General features: G+C 62.9%; 15 protein-coding genes and 1 pseudogene. 9 read left to right on the top strand and 7 right to left on the bottom strand.

All coding sequences use genetic code 11. From position 1 onward, the window contains the following. The first annotated feature begins 12 nt into the window (after positions 1 to 12). Positions 13 to 708: a C1 family peptidase gene (locus HNQ39_RS20770; protein WP_184201311.1), complete on the top strand. Its 696-nt coding sequence runs from the start codon at positions 13 to 15 to the stop codon at positions 706 to 708. Here HNQ39_RS20770 and HNQ39_RS20765 read toward each other — a convergent pair. From HNQ39_RS20765 to HNQ39_RS20740, 6 genes are all read right to left on the bottom strand, one after another. Beyond that, positions 699 to 1,730 (bottom strand): glycerate kinase family protein, encoded by a 1,032-nt coding sequence (locus HNQ39_RS20765; protein WP_184201308.1) that lies wholly within the window; start codon positions 1,728 to 1,730, stop codon positions 699 to 701. The genes HNQ39_RS20770 and HNQ39_RS20765 overlap by 10 nt on opposite strands. Next, a complete protein-coding gene (locus tag HNQ39_RS20760; protein WP_184201305.1) occupies positions 1,727 to 3,130 on the bottom strand; it encodes a gluconokinase in 1,404 nt (467 codons plus the stop codon). Before HNQ39_RS20760 ends, HNQ39_RS20765 begins: the two co-directional genes overlap by 4 nt. Further along, on the bottom strand, positions 3,127 to 4,077 hold the full coding sequence (locus tag HNQ39_RS20755) for an ornithine cyclodeaminase family protein (RefSeq protein ID WP_184201302.1): 951 nt from the start codon (positions 4,075 to 4,077) through the stop codon (positions 3,127 to 3,129). Before HNQ39_RS20755 ends, HNQ39_RS20760 begins: the two co-directional genes overlap by 4 nt. A 70-nt stretch (positions 4,078 to 4,147) precedes the next feature. Then, a complete protein-coding gene (locus tag HNQ39_RS20750; protein WP_184201299.1) occupies positions 4,148 to 4,921 on the bottom strand; it encodes an alpha/beta hydrolase in 774 nt (257 codons plus the stop codon). Further along, positions 4,918 to 5,940 (bottom strand): serine hydrolase domain-containing protein, encoded by a 1,023-nt coding sequence (locus tag HNQ39_RS20745; RefSeq protein WP_184201296.1) that lies wholly within the window; start codon positions 5,938 to 5,940, stop codon positions 4,918 to 4,920. The genes HNQ39_RS20750 and HNQ39_RS20745 overlap by 4 nt, the downstream gene beginning before the upstream one ends. Further along, positions 5,918 to 6,787: an SMP-30/gluconolactonase/LRE family protein gene (locus HNQ39_RS20740; protein ID WP_184201293.1), complete on the bottom strand. Its 870-nt coding sequence runs from the start codon at positions 6,785 to 6,787 to the stop codon at positions 5,918 to 5,920. The genes HNQ39_RS20745 and HNQ39_RS20740 overlap by 23 nt, the downstream gene beginning before the upstream one ends. A gap of 34 nt (positions 6,788 to 6,821) precedes the next feature. Between HNQ39_RS20740 and HNQ39_RS30865 the strand changes: the two are divergent. Further along, a pseudogene (locus tag HNQ39_RS30865) lies at positions 6,822 to 6,980 on the top strand (nucleotidyltransferase domain-containing protein); the annotation flags it as partial. Next, complete coding sequence (locus HNQ39_RS20735; protein WP_221290185.1) at positions 6,981 to 7,439, top strand: hypothetical protein; 459 nt, start codon at positions 6,981 to 6,983, stop codon at positions 7,437 to 7,439. Positions 7,440 to 7,528: 89 nt separating this feature from the next. On the opposite strand, the gene HNQ39_RS20730 is transcribed toward HNQ39_RS20735, so the two are convergent. Next, complete coding sequence (locus tag HNQ39_RS20730) at positions 7,529 to 8,074, bottom strand: ankyrin repeat domain-containing protein (protein WP_184201286.1); 546 nt, start codon at positions 8,072 to 8,074, stop codon at positions 7,529 to 7,531. Positions 8,075 to 8,812: 738 nt separating this feature from the next. Here HNQ39_RS20730 and HNQ39_RS20725 point away from each other — a divergent pair. From HNQ39_RS20725 to HNQ39_RS20705, 6 genes are all read left to right on the top strand, one after another. Continuing rightward, positions 8,813 to 10,132 carry an FAD-dependent thymidylate synthase gene (locus HNQ39_RS20725; protein WP_184201283.1) on the top strand — a complete coding sequence of 440 codons (1,320 nt, stop codon included), beginning with the start codon at positions 8,813 to 8,815 and terminating at the stop codon, positions 10,130 to 10,132. Positions 10,133 to 10,204: 72 nt separating this feature from the next. Continuing rightward, entirely contained in the window at positions 10,205 to 10,798 is a 594-nt protein-coding gene (locus tag HNQ39_RS20720; RefSeq protein ID WP_184201280.1) for a hypothetical protein, read from the top strand. An 8-nt stretch (positions 10,799 to 10,806) separates the two neighbouring features. Further along, on the top strand, positions 10,807 to 11,418 hold the full coding sequence (locus HNQ39_RS20715; RefSeq protein ID WP_184201277.1) for a polysaccharide deacetylase family protein: 612 nt from the start codon (positions 10,807 to 10,809) through the stop codon (positions 11,416 to 11,418). Positions 11,419 to 11,525: 107 nt separating this feature from the next. Next, complete coding sequence (locus tag HNQ39_RS30940) at positions 11,526 to 12,119, top strand: PEP-CTERM sorting domain-containing protein (protein WP_484476952.1); 594 nt, start codon at positions 11,526 to 11,528, stop codon at positions 12,117 to 12,119. Positions 12,120 to 12,468: 349 nt separating this feature from the next. Continuing rightward, positions 12,469 to 13,902, top strand: a complete 1,434-nt coding sequence (gene radA, locus HNQ39_RS20710) for a DNA repair protein RadA (protein WP_184201274.1) — start codon at positions 12,469 to 12,471, stop codon at positions 13,900 to 13,902. Beyond that, positions 13,899 to 14,411 (top strand): hypothetical protein, encoded by a 513-nt coding sequence (locus HNQ39_RS20705; RefSeq protein ID WP_184201271.1) that lies wholly within the window; start codon positions 13,899 to 13,901, stop codon positions 14,409 to 14,411. Before radA ends, HNQ39_RS20705 begins: the two co-directional genes overlap by 4 nt. The last annotated feature ends 12 nt before the right edge of the window (positions 14,412 to 14,423 follow it).

Here is a 14,423-nt window from a genome sequence, read left to right as displayed (position 1 = left end):
AAGGAGACAGTGATGAAGTTCGATGTGGATCTGCGACCAGAGGTCGCGAGGCTGAGGATGACGGCGCGCTCGCAGGGGAGCCGGGGGACGTGCAGTGTCTTTGCGATGACCTTCTGCATTGAGTTCATGCTCCGCAAGAAGCGCAAGCTCGCCGAGCCACTCTCGGTGGAGTTTCTGAACTGGGCGAAGAATACCGCGACCGGCCAGAAAAAAGACGGCGACTTCTTCGACCGGATCGCGGCGGGCTACGAGCGCTTTGGAATGGCGGGGGAGAGCGCCTTACCCTACGCCTCCCGCTACGATGCCGAGCTCAGCCCCGAGCCTGCGCTCCTGGAGAAGGCCAAGCAGACCCCGCGGCTCAAGGGACGCTTTCTCAAGCCCTGGAGCACTAAGGAAGTCATCACGGAGGCGCAAGTGGCGGAGCTCAAGGCGATGCTGAAGCGCGGGATACCGGTGGCGATTGGGCTACGCTGGCCCAAGGGGGGCAAGGGCAAGAATGTGGTCGTGGAGGGGCTGAGCGCGATGGACTTTATCCCCGCGCAGGATGTCTTCGACGGCCACTCGATTGTCCTGGTGGGCTACTCCGACGATGCCAAGCTCTGGGTCTTTGCCAACTGGGCGGGGCCGGACTGGAGCGACAAGGGCTTTGGCTACATGAGCGATTCCTACCTGCGCCCCTACATCAACGATGCCTATGTCTACGAGTAGAGCCGCGTAAGCCGCGCCGCTCGCTCCGCAGCATCCGCGAGCCAGGGAGCGGTATTCGCCAGGGACTCCGCAAGTGTGCAGGGGCCGGGGGCAAGAGGAAGCGCCGCTGTAATCCCCGCATCGGCGAGCTGGGTGCCGCGGATGTCGTTGCCGAGGCTCCCGACCAGCGCGAGCACGGGGACATTGGCCGCTCGTGCTCTGCGCGCCACGCCCGCGATGGCTTTCCCGCCGAGGGTCTGGCTGTCGAGTCGGCCCTCGCCGGTGAGCACGAGGTCGGCACCTGCGAGGTGCTGGTCAAAGCCAATCGCATCCAGCACTAGCTCGATCCCCGGAACGAGCTGCGCTCCCGGAAAGAGCCACCGCAGACCGTAGGCCGCCCCACCCGCCGCCCCATCGCCGGGTTGTTCTGGGAGAGCGAGCCTGTCGCGCAGTGCCGCAAGTCGCGCATCGAGCAGGGGGATATCGTCGGGCGTCGCGCCCTTCTGTGGTCCGAAGACCGCACTCGCCCCACGAGGTCCGGTGAGCGGGTTGTCTACGTCGCAGGCGATTCGTACCGAGTGGCCCGGCTGTTGGCGGTGGCCAAACGCCTCTAAAACCCCTGCGCCGCCGTCGTTAGTGGCCGAGCCGCCGAGGGTGATGAGGAGTTTTTGGGAGCGCCGCGTCGCTCGTAAAAGCAGCTCCCCGACCCCGTAGGTTGTCGTGTGCTTGGGGTCGCGCCTCTCCAGGGGGACGAGGCTCAGGCTCGCAGCCTGCGCAAGCTCGACCACAGCGGTGCCGTCGGGGAGGAGGCCCCACGCGGCGGAGACAGGCTCACCGAGCGGGCCGGTGACGGTCTCGGTGAGGCGCTGGCCACCCGTGGCACTCAGGAGGACATCGAGCGTGCCCTCACCTCCATCCGCCACGGGAAGGAGGACGAGCTCGGCATCGGGGAAGACGCGTTGCCAGCCTGTCGCCATCGCGCTCGCCACCTCGGGAGCTGAGAGTGCGCCTTTGAAGGAGTCGGGGCAGACCAGGACCTTCATTGGCAGAGCAAAGAGAGCAGGCTCTCGTGGCGCACACGGGCGGCGGTGTAGGCCTCGGCGTGGGCAGGATTGGGCGTGACCTGGTGCAGAATCTCCGGGAGAGGAGCCTCGTAGATCGTCCCCAAGCCCAGCTGCTCCCGTGCCCAGAGCGCGGCCCCACGCGACGATGCCTCTTCCTCGCTACTGACGAGAATGGTCTCCCCTAGGACATCGGCGAGGATCTGCTGCCAGAGCGGGGAGGCGAGCAGGCCCGCGCCCGTGCCGATTAGCTCGGCTTGCGGGGCGACCGGGCGCAGGAAGTCGCGCAGGGCGGCAAAGCGGTACGCGACCGCTTCTAGGTGGGCACGCGCCAGGCTCGCCGGAGTCGTGCTCGTACCCAGCCCGATCACCGCCGCCGTGAGATCGTCGCGCCAGAGCGGGGCGCGCTCGCCCGCCAGAAACGGCAGGACCGTGAGGCCGTGGCTATCGGGGGCGGCGTCGGGGAGCGTCTCCGGGAGCTTGAGCAGGCTCTCCAGCCAGGCCCAGACCGAGCCGCCGTTGGTGAGGGCACCCCCAAGGGCGTAGCGCTCGGAGTCCAACTGGTAGCGCCAGAGGCCTGGGGGGAGAGCGGGGCGCGATGGCGGCAAGACGACACGCATCGCGCCGCTCGTGCCGATCATCAGGGCGAGCCGCTCCGGGGTGACCGCGCCACAGCCCAGGTTCGACGCCATCCCATCCCCGACTGGTGCGCACCACGGGAGCTGCGCAAGATGCCGAGGCAAGAACGGGGAGCTGGGCGCGGAGACCGGTGTGTCTTGGACTGGGGGGAGGAGATCGGCCCACTCCGGGAGCCAGGCCTGCGTGGTCTGGTCCCAGAGCCCCGACGCCGACGCCATCGACGTAGACTCGCCGGTCGCTCCAACGAGCTTGCGTAGGACATAGGCCGCGGGGGTGAGGAACTGCTTGCAGCGCCCAAAGAGCTCGGGCTGGGTCTCGCGCAGCCAGGTCAGGCGACCGTAGACATAGCTCGTGTGCCAGGGACAGCCCGTGCAGGTCGGGAGCTCGGGCTGCTCGGCCTTGAGCTGTGCGACATGCGCGGCGCTCCGCCGGTCGTTCCAGAGGAGAACGGGCGTGAGGGCGTCCTCGTTTGCATCAACTCCGACAATCGAGTGCCAGAAGCAGCTCAGCCCGACACCCACCAGCCAGCAGCCCGCCGGGGCCTTCTCGCGTGCTTCGTCGGCGCAGGCGGCCACCTCTCGGACAAGGGCATCGGCATCGAGGGTCGAGCCACCGTCGGGCGTGGTCTGGGGTGTGTGACTGAGCTGCGAGAACGCACCCGGGATGGGCCTGCCCGACTCCACGTCGTAGAGCCGGGCGCGGGTGGACGAGGTGCCAAGGTCGATGGCAAGAAGAGCTCTCAAAGCTGCCGACCGAGCCCCATTGCCTTTGCTTTCTCGTAGACTACGCTTGCCACCGCAATGTCTTCGAGCGCGACACCGAGCGACTTAAACAGCGTGATGGCGTCTTTGTCCGGGCGGCCCTTGGCGCGGCCGATCACGATCGCGGAGAGCGGGATGGCACGCTTCCAGAGGAACTTACGGCGCTCGTAGGCAAAGAGGAGCTCCGCCGCCTCAGTCTGGGCCTGGCTGACATCGTCCACCGCCACCACGCTCGCCCGGGCCACGGTATCCTCATCGAGCTCGCGCGCCGAGAGGCGGTTGGCACCCACGGCCGCGATAAAGTCTCCTGGGGTGAGCCAGCTACCCCGCAGGATCGGCTCGCGGGCGCTGGTCGCCGTGACAATCACCTTGGCGTTGCGGACAGTCGCTTCGGGGCTCTCCTTGGGCGTGCAGCGAACATTGAGAAGCGCGGTCATGCGGCGGCAAAACTCCAGGCGCCGCGCAACATCGCGCCCATAGACCTGGATCTCGCGGAGGTTGGGCAGGGTCGCGGCGAGGGCCTCGGCCTGGGTCTCCGCCTGAAATCCCGTGCCAAAGAGCGCTGCCGTGGGGGTCTCGGTGAGGGCCATGTGTTTGATGGCAACCCCCGTTGCAGCCCCGGTACGCACCTGACCTAGGCGGTTTCCTTCGAGAAATGCAAGTAATTCACCCGATTCTGCCGAGTAGAGCTCCACATAGAAGCGGGTTCCGTCGGCAAACGATGTATACGTCTTCGTTCCGAGCACACCTAGGGCCGGAAGCGCAGCAGCCATGCTGTGTAGGTCGCCGTTAGGTAGGTAAAATCGCTGGCGTGGGAGGTTTAAAGCATCTGCCTGGGCCTGAGCAGCGAAGGCCGTCTCCAGTGCAGCAATGGCATCCGGCATCGTCAGCACGGACGCCACATCGTCTTCCGTTAAAAAGAGTGGCATGGTCGAAGTATACAGGATTATTCTGTCATCCTGCCCTAAGTTCTACATTTTCCGGGATTCGTACGGGCTTTTAGACAAACCCGCGTTGCTTAAACCAGCGGGCGCACTGCTCCGGCCATGCCAGGGTCTCCGGGAACTCCGCGCGTCCCAGGCCGACTCCGTGGGGAGCGTGCTCGTAGACCTGGAGCGCGAAGGGGACGCCATTGGCCGCGAGCGCCGATGCGAACAAGAGCGCGTTCTCGACCGGCACGACGGCATCATCGGCGGTGTGCATGATAAAGCAGGGTGGGGTGTTCTTGGTGACCTTCAGGTGGTTGGAGAGATCGCGGACCAGCTCGGGGGAGGGGGAGTCGCCTAGGAGGTTGCGGCGTGAGCCTGCGTGCGCGGCCTTGCCCTCCAGGGTGATCACGGGATAGACCAAGACCGCGAGATCGGGGCGGTCTTCGGGGCCGGTGAAGTGGGTCGCGGCGGTGCTGGTGAGGTGCCCTCCGGCGGAGAAGCCCAGAATCCCGACCCGCTTGGGATCGACTCCCCACTCGCGGCCCTTGCTACGGACCAGCTTGATCGCGGAGAGCGCATCGGTCATCTCCGCAGGGTGGTGGTACTTGGGGCCAAGCCGGTACTTGAGCACGGCGGCAAAGACTCCCAGGGTGTTGAGCCACTTGGCGATAGGCTCGCCCTCATGGCCGGCGAGGCCGCCGTAGCCGCCGCCGGGACAGACCACGACCGCGGCACCGTTGGGCTTGTCGGGGGGGTAGAGCGTGAGTGTGGGAGTGTCTTCGGGGCCGGTGCCAAGAGCAAAGGGGACCTGGCCTTCGGGGTAGAGGGGGACGACAGTGTTCATGGGATGTATTTTACCGCGCTCTTGACCGATTCCAGGACTTTCTCACACGCGGTATCGTCGCTGGAGGGAATAAAACAGACAAGGCTGAGGCCATTGTCACGGGTCAGGGCGTAGTGGGTCTCCCCCGACCCAATCCCCGTGTGGGCGAGGCCACCATCGCGAAGCATCCAGCCAAGGCCGTAGCCCTCGACCGCGCTCTTGCGGATGAGCTGGCGCTGGCGGGGGGGGAGCGATAGCAAAAACGTCAGGTAGTCCGGGGCGCTCATGCAGCCCGCGCCGCTGGTGTCGGCGCTCCCCGGTGCCTCCTGGGCGAGGCGGGCGATCCGGTCGCGGACGGCGACATACTGCCCGGTTGCCTTGTCCCAGCGCTGCGGTGTTAGGTAGGGAAGGACTCCACTGTCGTAGCGGCGCTGCTGGTCCGGGGGGAGATAGGTGGCGACAAAGTAGCTCTTGATGCCAAGGGGGTCGAGGATGCGGCGCTGGAGAAACCGATCGGGGCGCTCACCGGTGAGTGCTTCGAGGATACGCCCCAGCGCTTGGTAGCCTACATTGGAGTAGAGAAACGCCGTGCCGGGGGCAAACGCAAGCGGCTCACGTAAGGCGAGCTTGACATGCTCCGCCTCGCTGGGGGCACGGCTGCCTTCGGGGAACTTGGCCGCCAGTCCGCTGCGGTGGGTGAGCAGGTGGCGGAGGGTGATCGCCGGGTCGATGGGGAGCCAGCGGGCCGCGGGATCGTCGAGGGTGAGCTTGCCCTCGTCGGCGAGCAACAAAAACGCTTGGGCGGTCAGGGGCTTACAGAGGCTACAGAGCATCGCGGGGAGTGTCGGCTCAAGGGGACGCCCGTCTTGCGTGCCGTAGCCGCGCACCAGCACGGTGCGCTTCCCTTGTGCGACGGCGAGGATAAACCCCGGAACGCCGGTCTCGTCGCGGACCCGGTTGAGCTGTCGGTCTAGCCGGCTGAGAACCTCCGAGGGCAACTGCCCCACCTGGCGCACGTCACAGCCCCACGCGGGAGACAAACTCGGGGCGCCCGGTGACTCCGGGGATGGTCAGACGGAACAGCGCTCCGGCGAGTGGGCCATCGAGCTCTTTCTGGTTGCCTCCGGCCGTTGTCACAAACAGCTGGTCGTACTCGGGGCCGCCAAACGTCACACTGGAGACCTTCTTGACCGGGAAGGGGATTCGGGCGAACTCCCTACCTTGGGCGGTGTAGCCCACCAGGCAGCTCCCGTCCCAGCGCGCACTCCAGACATTTCCCGCGGCATCGACCGTCATGCCATCCGGCACTCCGCCGCCCTCCTCGGTGATAATCTGGGTCTTCTGGCGCCGAATCCCCCCGTTTTCTTCGTCGTAGAGGAACCGGAAGATCTTACGTGCCGCCGAGTCCGTGTAGTAGAGGAAACGGTGGTCGGGGGAGAGTCCCAGCCCGTTGGAGCACCCGATTCCATCCAGGAGCTTTGTGAGGTTGCCATCGAGATTGAGCCGGTAGAGCCGTCCTTGGCGCGCCTTGGTGGGCATGGTCCCGCAGTAGACACGCCCCTCGGTATCGGCTATGACATCGTTGAAGCGTGTCTCGACCTCGTCTTGAATCTGCTCGATCAGAAACTCCAGCTCGCCGCCCGGTGTCCAGAGCGCGACTGCGCCCCGGTCCAGAAAGAGAAGGAATTTTCCGTCTTCTTGGAGCGTAAAGCCTCCCACCTGGTGCCCGATCCCAAAGGCCTCGTGCTTCCCGGTCTCCAGGAAGTAGCGAAAGATAAGCCCATTGGGAATATCGGTCCAGTAGACCGCATTCTCTTCGGCATGGTAGAGTGGCCCCTCACCTGTTTGGCAAGCGTAGTCTGCCAGCACCTCAAGAGTGAACTCCATGTTATTGTGATTCTACCCACTTAACAGAGGGTTCATGCATGGCGATAGGGAATCTATGAAATTTCATGAGCTGACTCTCAGAAATCAGTGGCCCCCCGAGACCTTTTACATCCCCTTTGGCTCCCAGGTCTACGGGACCAGACGTCCTGACTCTGATTCTGATTATTTCGTTGTTTTTCCTGCAAATAATGGTGTGAGTTTTAGTGAACTAGTGTTTGATGGATGTGATTTCCAGACCTACAACCTGGTTGATCTGCAGGCACACCTTGATGCTCACCAGATCAACGCGCTCGAAGCCTACTTTGTTCCCGAAAGCCCCTTGCGGTCGTACTGCACGTTCACCCTTAGTCTCCCGACCCTGCGCCACTCGCTTGCACAAAAGGCATCCCACAGCTTTGTGAAGGCGAAGAAAAAGATCACGGTGGAGGGGGAGTCTCTCACGGGCTGGAAGAGCCTCTTCCATAGCCTGCGGATTCTCACCTTTGGGATCGAGCTCGCCCAGACCAGTGCCCTGACTAACTTCTCTGCCGCCAACGCCTACTGGGACGAGCTCTGGGCGGCGCAGGAGACCGACTGGGCAACACTCCAAGCACGCTGGCAGCCCGTCTACAACGGCCTGTCATCGGAGTTTCGGCAGGTTGCGCCCAAATAGCGGGTGGCGGAATTCGGTGCGGCCTCGGGCCGCTTCGCGAAGTGAGGAACGAACGGAGCGGCCAAGACGGGGCCTTTCAGGCCCTGTCTCTAGCGAAGCAGGGGGAGAATTCGGGTGCGGTTGTACTCCTTGGCTTCGTCGAGCGCTGTCCAGCCGCGCCGCGAGACAAGGGATCTATCGGCACCATAGCGAAGCAAGAGGCGCACCAAGGGGACACGATCTCCCCCGGCAGCCCCCATGAGCGCCGTACGCTGGAGGTTATCACAGGAGTTCACGTCGGCCCCGGCATCGAGGAGAGCTTTGAGGATAGCCTCGTCGTTCTTGCCCCCGTTCTCGGCCACCTCGCCGATCAGGGGGGCGTCGTGCCAGAAGAGTTCCTCATCGTGTCGGAGCCACTTCCAGACATCTGGCAGTGAGGTCACTTGGTTTTGGTACGTTGCGCGGGTATTGGGGCTTGCGCCCCGCTGTAGGGCAGCGCGGACCCCGCGGAGGTCGTCGCGCCGCGCCGCCTCGACCAGAGTCCGGTTCAGAGCCCGCTGTGCCAGCTCGCGCCGAACCGCCCACCCTGCCCCCAGACAGACCAGACACACGATTAGGCTAAGTAGTATCGCAAACTTTCCTCTTGTATGTTGCATCGGTGGCTCCTTGGTGGCTGGGTAGTCACGATTGTAACATACATTTTTTGTCCCCAGGGACGGTAAACGTCCTGCTGTAGGGCGCGTTGCGCCGCCTCGCTTCGTTCGGAACAAGAGTGTACCGATGAGGCACGAGGAGGTGGCCGAAGGCCCCATAGCCGGATGATTTCCATCCCGGCTCGCGGGACATTTTTCGATCATGCTGAATGATAGCCGCACGATTTCTGTGCCGATATAATAGGCCCGTTATGCGTGTTACCCAGGTCGCTCTGCGGCCCACCGAAGCCTCCAATGGTGCCGGTAGTCTTGCCCTCTCGTCGGAGCAGTTCGCCCCGACAGGCACGCGATACTCTCGCACGAATGAAGGGTTGGAGGCGATACAATCTCCCGTTGTGCGTGTCACCCAGGTTGCACCATTATCTGGTGGTTACCTGTGGGGAGGTTGAGGGATGCGTATGGCAATTAAAAACTAAATCGGTGACATCACCGAAGAGGAAGAAAAATGAATAAACGGAAAGGGTATCTGATCCATGCCGGCAAGCTCAATCAGATACCCGCTCTTTCAACAGTAAACTGAAGCGTTGGCTTCAATCGTCTGCTACTGTCTTGGGAGTGCTCGCGTCAATCGTAAAGATCGTTGAGTCGGTCCTGCGATTTATCAAGCACTAGCAACAAGTAGCAATTGCCTCTCTGGTTTGGCGACCAGAGGGGCATTCTGATATTATAGCACGATTTTTCATGCGTGTTACCAATGTTTCGCTTCGGCCCACCGAAGCCTCCAATGCCGCCGGTCGTCCGGCTCTCACTCCCGAGCTGCTCGCTGCCACGGGCGCGCGCTACTCCCGCTCCAATGAAGGGCTGGAGGCGATCCTAGCGCGGATCGACCCGAACAACTTGGATAAGTCCGTCGATGGCATCTTCAAGATGGTTGATTACGGTCACGCCAGTATTGCGGACATGACCCCAGTGGCGCTCTTTATCGACGGCATCTCCATGTGGCTTGCCTACGAGCTCTTCCGCATCAGCCCGACCGCCGGGGGGCAGGAGAGCAGCACGCGCTACATCAAGCTTGATGAGGAGGGGCTTCTCTCGGCGGAGGAGCTGGGAATCCCCGACGGCGACGCGTGGCAGGAGCGCATGGGCGCGGCGTTTGCGGCCTACCGGGAGGCGCTTGCCTACTGGGAGCAGGTGGCACTCGATGAGCCCGAGCGCGTGCGGATTCCGGCGGGGGTGAACGAGAAGGCGGCGGCGCGGATGCGGCGCAACTTCGCCTTTGACCGAGCGCGCTACTTTCTGCCGGTTGCTGTGCGTACCAACGCCATGCTGGTCCAGTCGGCGCGGGCCTGGGTGAGTGTGTGCCAGCACCTTCTCTCGCACCCGCTCCCCGAGGCCGTCCGCTGCGGCGAGCGCATCCGTGAGGAGCTGGGCCTCTCCGCGCCGCGGCTGATCAAGCACGCCCGAAAGCTGGAGAATACCGTGGTCGGGCTGGCTGCGGAGCAAGTGAGTGCGCAGTGGCACAGCGGGAAGAAAGCCCAGGCCCAAGCGTTTCTGGACGTAATGCTGCCCTCGGGGGCGCTCGACTTTGCCGCCGATCTTGCCTTTCACAACAACCGCTACGCCTATATCGGGGAGGGACTACGACGGACGGCGGTGCGTTTTGGCTGGGATGGAATTGCCTTTGCGGAGATTCGCGACCTGAACCGACACCGCACGGGAACGAAGTACTGCCCCCTGCGTCCGGTTGGGTTTTACGCCGCTCAGGACGAGCATCCGCATGCGGACCACTGGGCCGAGGTGGGCGAGAAGGCAAGCGAGCTGGCAGAGCTACGCCTGCTCCAAAATGACCCTGCCTATATCTACGAGACGCTTCTGGGGACGCAGTTTCCCTTTGAGCACACCACGACCGCCGATAAGTTTCTCTACGAGGCGGAGCTACGTACGGGGACGGGGGCGCACTACCGCTACGCCAAGCACCTGCGCGATGTGCTCGCGCTCTGGTACGAGAAGTTCCCCCAGACCAAGGGGCTCGTGCTGGAAGGCAGCGCCGAGCCGGAGTAAACTTTTACAAAAAGCGCTAAAACGGGAGATCTCGACCACGTTACGGCCACGGCACGAACCCAGAATTGGGGCATGGGTACTTCTTTCATCACTCGTTTTGCCATCGTGCTCTCGGCGCTCTCCTTCGGGGCGCTTGCACACGCGCAGGTTGTCGCGACTCCGTACACGTATCTCTCGGTGCTCGATCTATCGAGCCCGCGTTTCGCTCGGCCCGATGATGGTGCGCCTCCCACCGTTGCCTCGGGGCTTAGTGAGTTTCTGTTCCGCTCTCTGACCTTTACGCCTGATACAACGGGACTCTACACGCTGGAGACGATCAATACTACCAGTCAAAGAGGGGGCTTCATACCGACCGCACTGGTGCTCTACCAAGGGAGCTTCGACCCGACCCAGTCGCTCGTCAACGCGCTCTACGCGATCTCCTCTCCGGGAGGCGGGGGCCTGGCGGACAACTTGGTTTCCTTCGACTACAACCTTAGTGCGGGATCGAGCTACACCCTCGTGACCACGACATCCGACCCGCGGCTGGGGGGCCAGATCACCAACCGGATTAGTGGTCCCGGTGGTGCCAAGCTACAGACCACCGTTACTCCTGAGGCCCCTGGCTCTGTCCTGATTCTCGCCGGGCTGGCCGCCGTTCCGCTCTTTCGTTGGCGCAAGTGTTAAGATAGGGCATGCTCCTCCGCCGCCTCCCCACCACAGAGAACGTCGTCGCGCTCACCTTCGATGCCTGCCAGACCCTCAAACCGGCAGGCTATGCGCCTGAGATCATCGCGATCCTGCGGCGGGAGCGGGTTCCGGCGACTCTGTTTCTCGGGGGGCGCTGGATGGAGTGGCACGCGGATGTCACAAGAAGCCTTGCGCGTGACCCGCTCTTTGAGCTTGCCACCCACAGCTACCTCCACCCGCACTTTCCCAAGCTCACCGAGAAGCAGATGCGTGCGGACCTGGAGCAGGCGCTAGCGGTGCACCAGAAGCTCACCGGGCGCAAGCCCAAGGCGTTCCGCCCTCCCTACGGCGAGCAGAACCCCCTCACGGTCAAGGTCGCTGAGAGCTACGGGCTCGCCACGGTTCTCTGGGATGTCGAGACCGGCGACCCGGACCCCAAGAGCTCCGCCAAAGAGATTCTGCGGGAGGTCAGTCGTCAGACCAAGCCCGGCTCGATCGTCATCCAGCACATGAACGGCCGTGGCTGGCACTCCCCCGAAGCCCTCCCCGAGATAGTTGCGTTGCTGCGGCGACGGGGTTTCCGCTTCGTGCAAATCTCCGAGAGCCTACACCGGTAGTAGTGCTTTATTAAATAGTGTTTGCGTTTATAGGTTTCTTCTGTCATACTCACCGCAATCGGAATAGACCGATCTCTGAACTAACCCTTCCTTAAGGAGTTTGTCTCATGTTTTCTCGCTCTCTCACTCTCCTTGTAAGTATTGCGGCATTTGCATCCCTCACACCCAATGCACGCGCCCAAACCGTTGCGACCCCCTATAGCTACGTCACCACACTCTCGGCAGCATCTCCGACCTTCAACCGACCACTGACAGGTACACCGCCCACGGGGCTCAGTGGTGTAGGAACGGCGGTTAGCTACGGAGCTCTCACGTTCATCCCGAACTCCACGCAGACCTACACGTTCGAGACTATAGCGGCAACGCTATCTCCTGGAACGGCAGATGATACGTTTCTGGTTCTGTATCAGGGCTCTTTCAATCCAGCGAGTCCGCTTACCAATGCACTCGTTGCCGATGATGACACCGGGGTCGGGGCACTCTCTCAGATGTCCCGCGCTCTTACTGGGGGCACTACCTACATTCTTGTTACGACAACTTTTAGTAATGGTGCTTTTGGACCCATCACCACTCGCATCTCCAGTACCACGGCTACAACTCTCTCTCTGGTGGGAGCGTCTGCTCCTGAGCCAGGAACGCTGGCACTTCTGGGAACCACTATTTTGGTAGTCCCGATTGTTCGTCGCCGTAAGTCCCACTAAGCGCAGCTTTTGACGACTGGGAGACAGTGTTGTCTCTCCTTTAAGACCACCTCACCTCACCTGCGGACGGGGACTTTTCGTTTGTTTTCCCGTATACTTACAGCGTGCCCAAGCGCTTTTAGTTCCTCGACAAAAACATCGAGTCTTTGGCGTCAACACCTTTCCGCCTTACGGAGTGCTTAGGGAGTTACCAGCCGCCCCAGCCCCAAAACTTTAGGTGAGGACTTGGGAGGACTTTTGATGGGACAGAAACATCCCAAGCACTTACTGGAGAAACTCATGAGTCGAAACGTACTGGAGCGCGTCCTTGATGTCGCGACCTGGTCTGAGCTTAGGGTGGAGTAGGATATTGGCCAAAGCAACCACCCGATTTGTCTGTCAGCAGTGCGCTCATGTCGAGCCCAAGTGGGCCGGGCGCTGTCCGAGCTGTGGGGAGTGGAACAGCCTTGTCGAAGAGGCGATCCGCGAGACCAAGACGCTCACAGCGCAGATTCGTGCCGGTGGAGGGAGCTTCTCTCATATGGGCGCGGCGCAGTCTCGTCCCCGGCCCATCACCGAGATCGAGATCAGCGAGCGCCAGCGCCAGTCCACCCACATTGCCGAGTTTGACCGCGTCCTCGGCGGAGGGATTGTCCCTGGTTCCCTTACCCTGATTGGGGGGGAACCAGGGGTGGGAAAAAGCACGTTAATGAGTCAGCTGTGCGGCAATCTTGCGGCGCAGTACGGGACGACGCTCTATATCTCGGGCGAGGAGTCGGTGGAGCAGATCAAGCTACGGGCGGTGCGGCTCTCGGCGCTGCATTCGGACTTATTGCTGGCATCGGAGACCGATATCGGGGTGATCGCCAGTTTTGTGGAGCAGCTAAAGCCCAAGTACCTGGTCATCGACTCGATCCAGACCATGATCTCGCCCGATGTGGACAGCGCGCCGGGGACGGTCTCCCAGGTGCGGGCGGCAACCAGTGCTCTCGCGGCGCTGGCAAAGGGCAAGCGCATCCCGATCTTTCTGGTGGGGCATGTCACCAAGGAGGGGGCGATCGCCGGGCCACGTGTCCTGGAGCACATGGTGGACACCGTGCTCTACTTTGAGGGCGACGCCCACCTGACCTACCGCATCCTGCGCGCCGTGAAGAACCGCTTTGGCTCCACCGACGAGCTAGGGATCTTTGAGATGCGCAGCGAGGGGCTGGTCGGGGTGGAGAATCCGTCGGCGGCGTTTCTTGCGGAGCGCCCCATCGGCAGCCCCGGCTCGACTGTCACGGCCACCATGGAGGGCTCTCGGGCGCTGTTAGTCGAGGTGCAGGCGCTCGTGGCCCAGAGCTACCTCAACAGCCCGCGGCGGGTCACCAACGGCGTGAACCGGGACCGGGTGGCGCTGGTGCTAGCCGTTCTGGAGAAGCGCTTGGGGCTGACCCTAGCCAACATGGATGTCTTTGTCTCGGTCGCGGGTGGCGTTCGGGTCGAGGAGCCATCGGCGGACCTGGCGATCGCGCTCGCGGTGGCGGGGAGCTTTCTGGACCGGCCGGTGGGGGGCAACCATGTCTTCCTGGGGGAGATCGGCCTCTCCGGCGAGGTGCGCAGCTGCACGCAGATCGAGAAGCGCCTCCGAGAGGCCGCTGGGCTCGGCTTCGGGGGGGCGATCTTGCCACAAAAAAACATCGGGCGGGAGTCGCAGGGGATTGGTCTAGAGCTCTTTGGTGTCGAGACCGTACGCCAGGCGGTTGAGAGGGCTCTGCTGGCACCGCAGGCCAACCCGGCGGTGAAGCCCGCAGCCGACGTGTGAAAAAAACCTTTGCAACCGTCGGGGAGTTCCAAGTGTCGGTAGGTACGGAGCACGCGATGGATATCCCGGACGAAGTTTTTGAGGACCGACAGGCATTCACGGCGTTTATCACGCGGATGGGGGGGGACCCGCGCCGTGATGGTGAGTCTCTGATCGCCTACCTGCGAGGCTGGCTTGAGCGTCACGAGGCCGAGTCTGGGGAGTCTGCGGAGAAAAAAGAGGCGGCAAAGCGGCTGATCTCCGAGCTCACGGAGGGGCTGGAGGGGCTCTACGCCCAAGATGTCGCGGTGGCACGGCTGGAAGATGAGCTGGATATCCTGCGGGAGCAACAGACTGCTCAGATCGCAAACCTGAGGCGTGGCTACCGGAAGATGGTGTTCTGGCGGGGACGGCACGATGCCGAGGTGATCGCCGCCGAGGACTGGGTGCGCCAGGAGTTCCCCACCGAGGTCGCGGCCCATATTCTGGATACCGACGGGCTGTTCGACGACGATGTCCCTCAAGAATAGTGTCGCTGTGGT

The organism is Armatimonas rosea (assembly GCF_014202505.1).
Taxonomy (GTDB): domain Bacteria; phylum Armatimonadota; class Armatimonadia; order Armatimonadales; family Armatimonadaceae; genus Armatimonas; species Armatimonas rosea.
The sequence above is the reverse complement of the archived record's forward strand: the minus strand, read 5'-3'. Positions and strand labels throughout refer to the sequence as shown.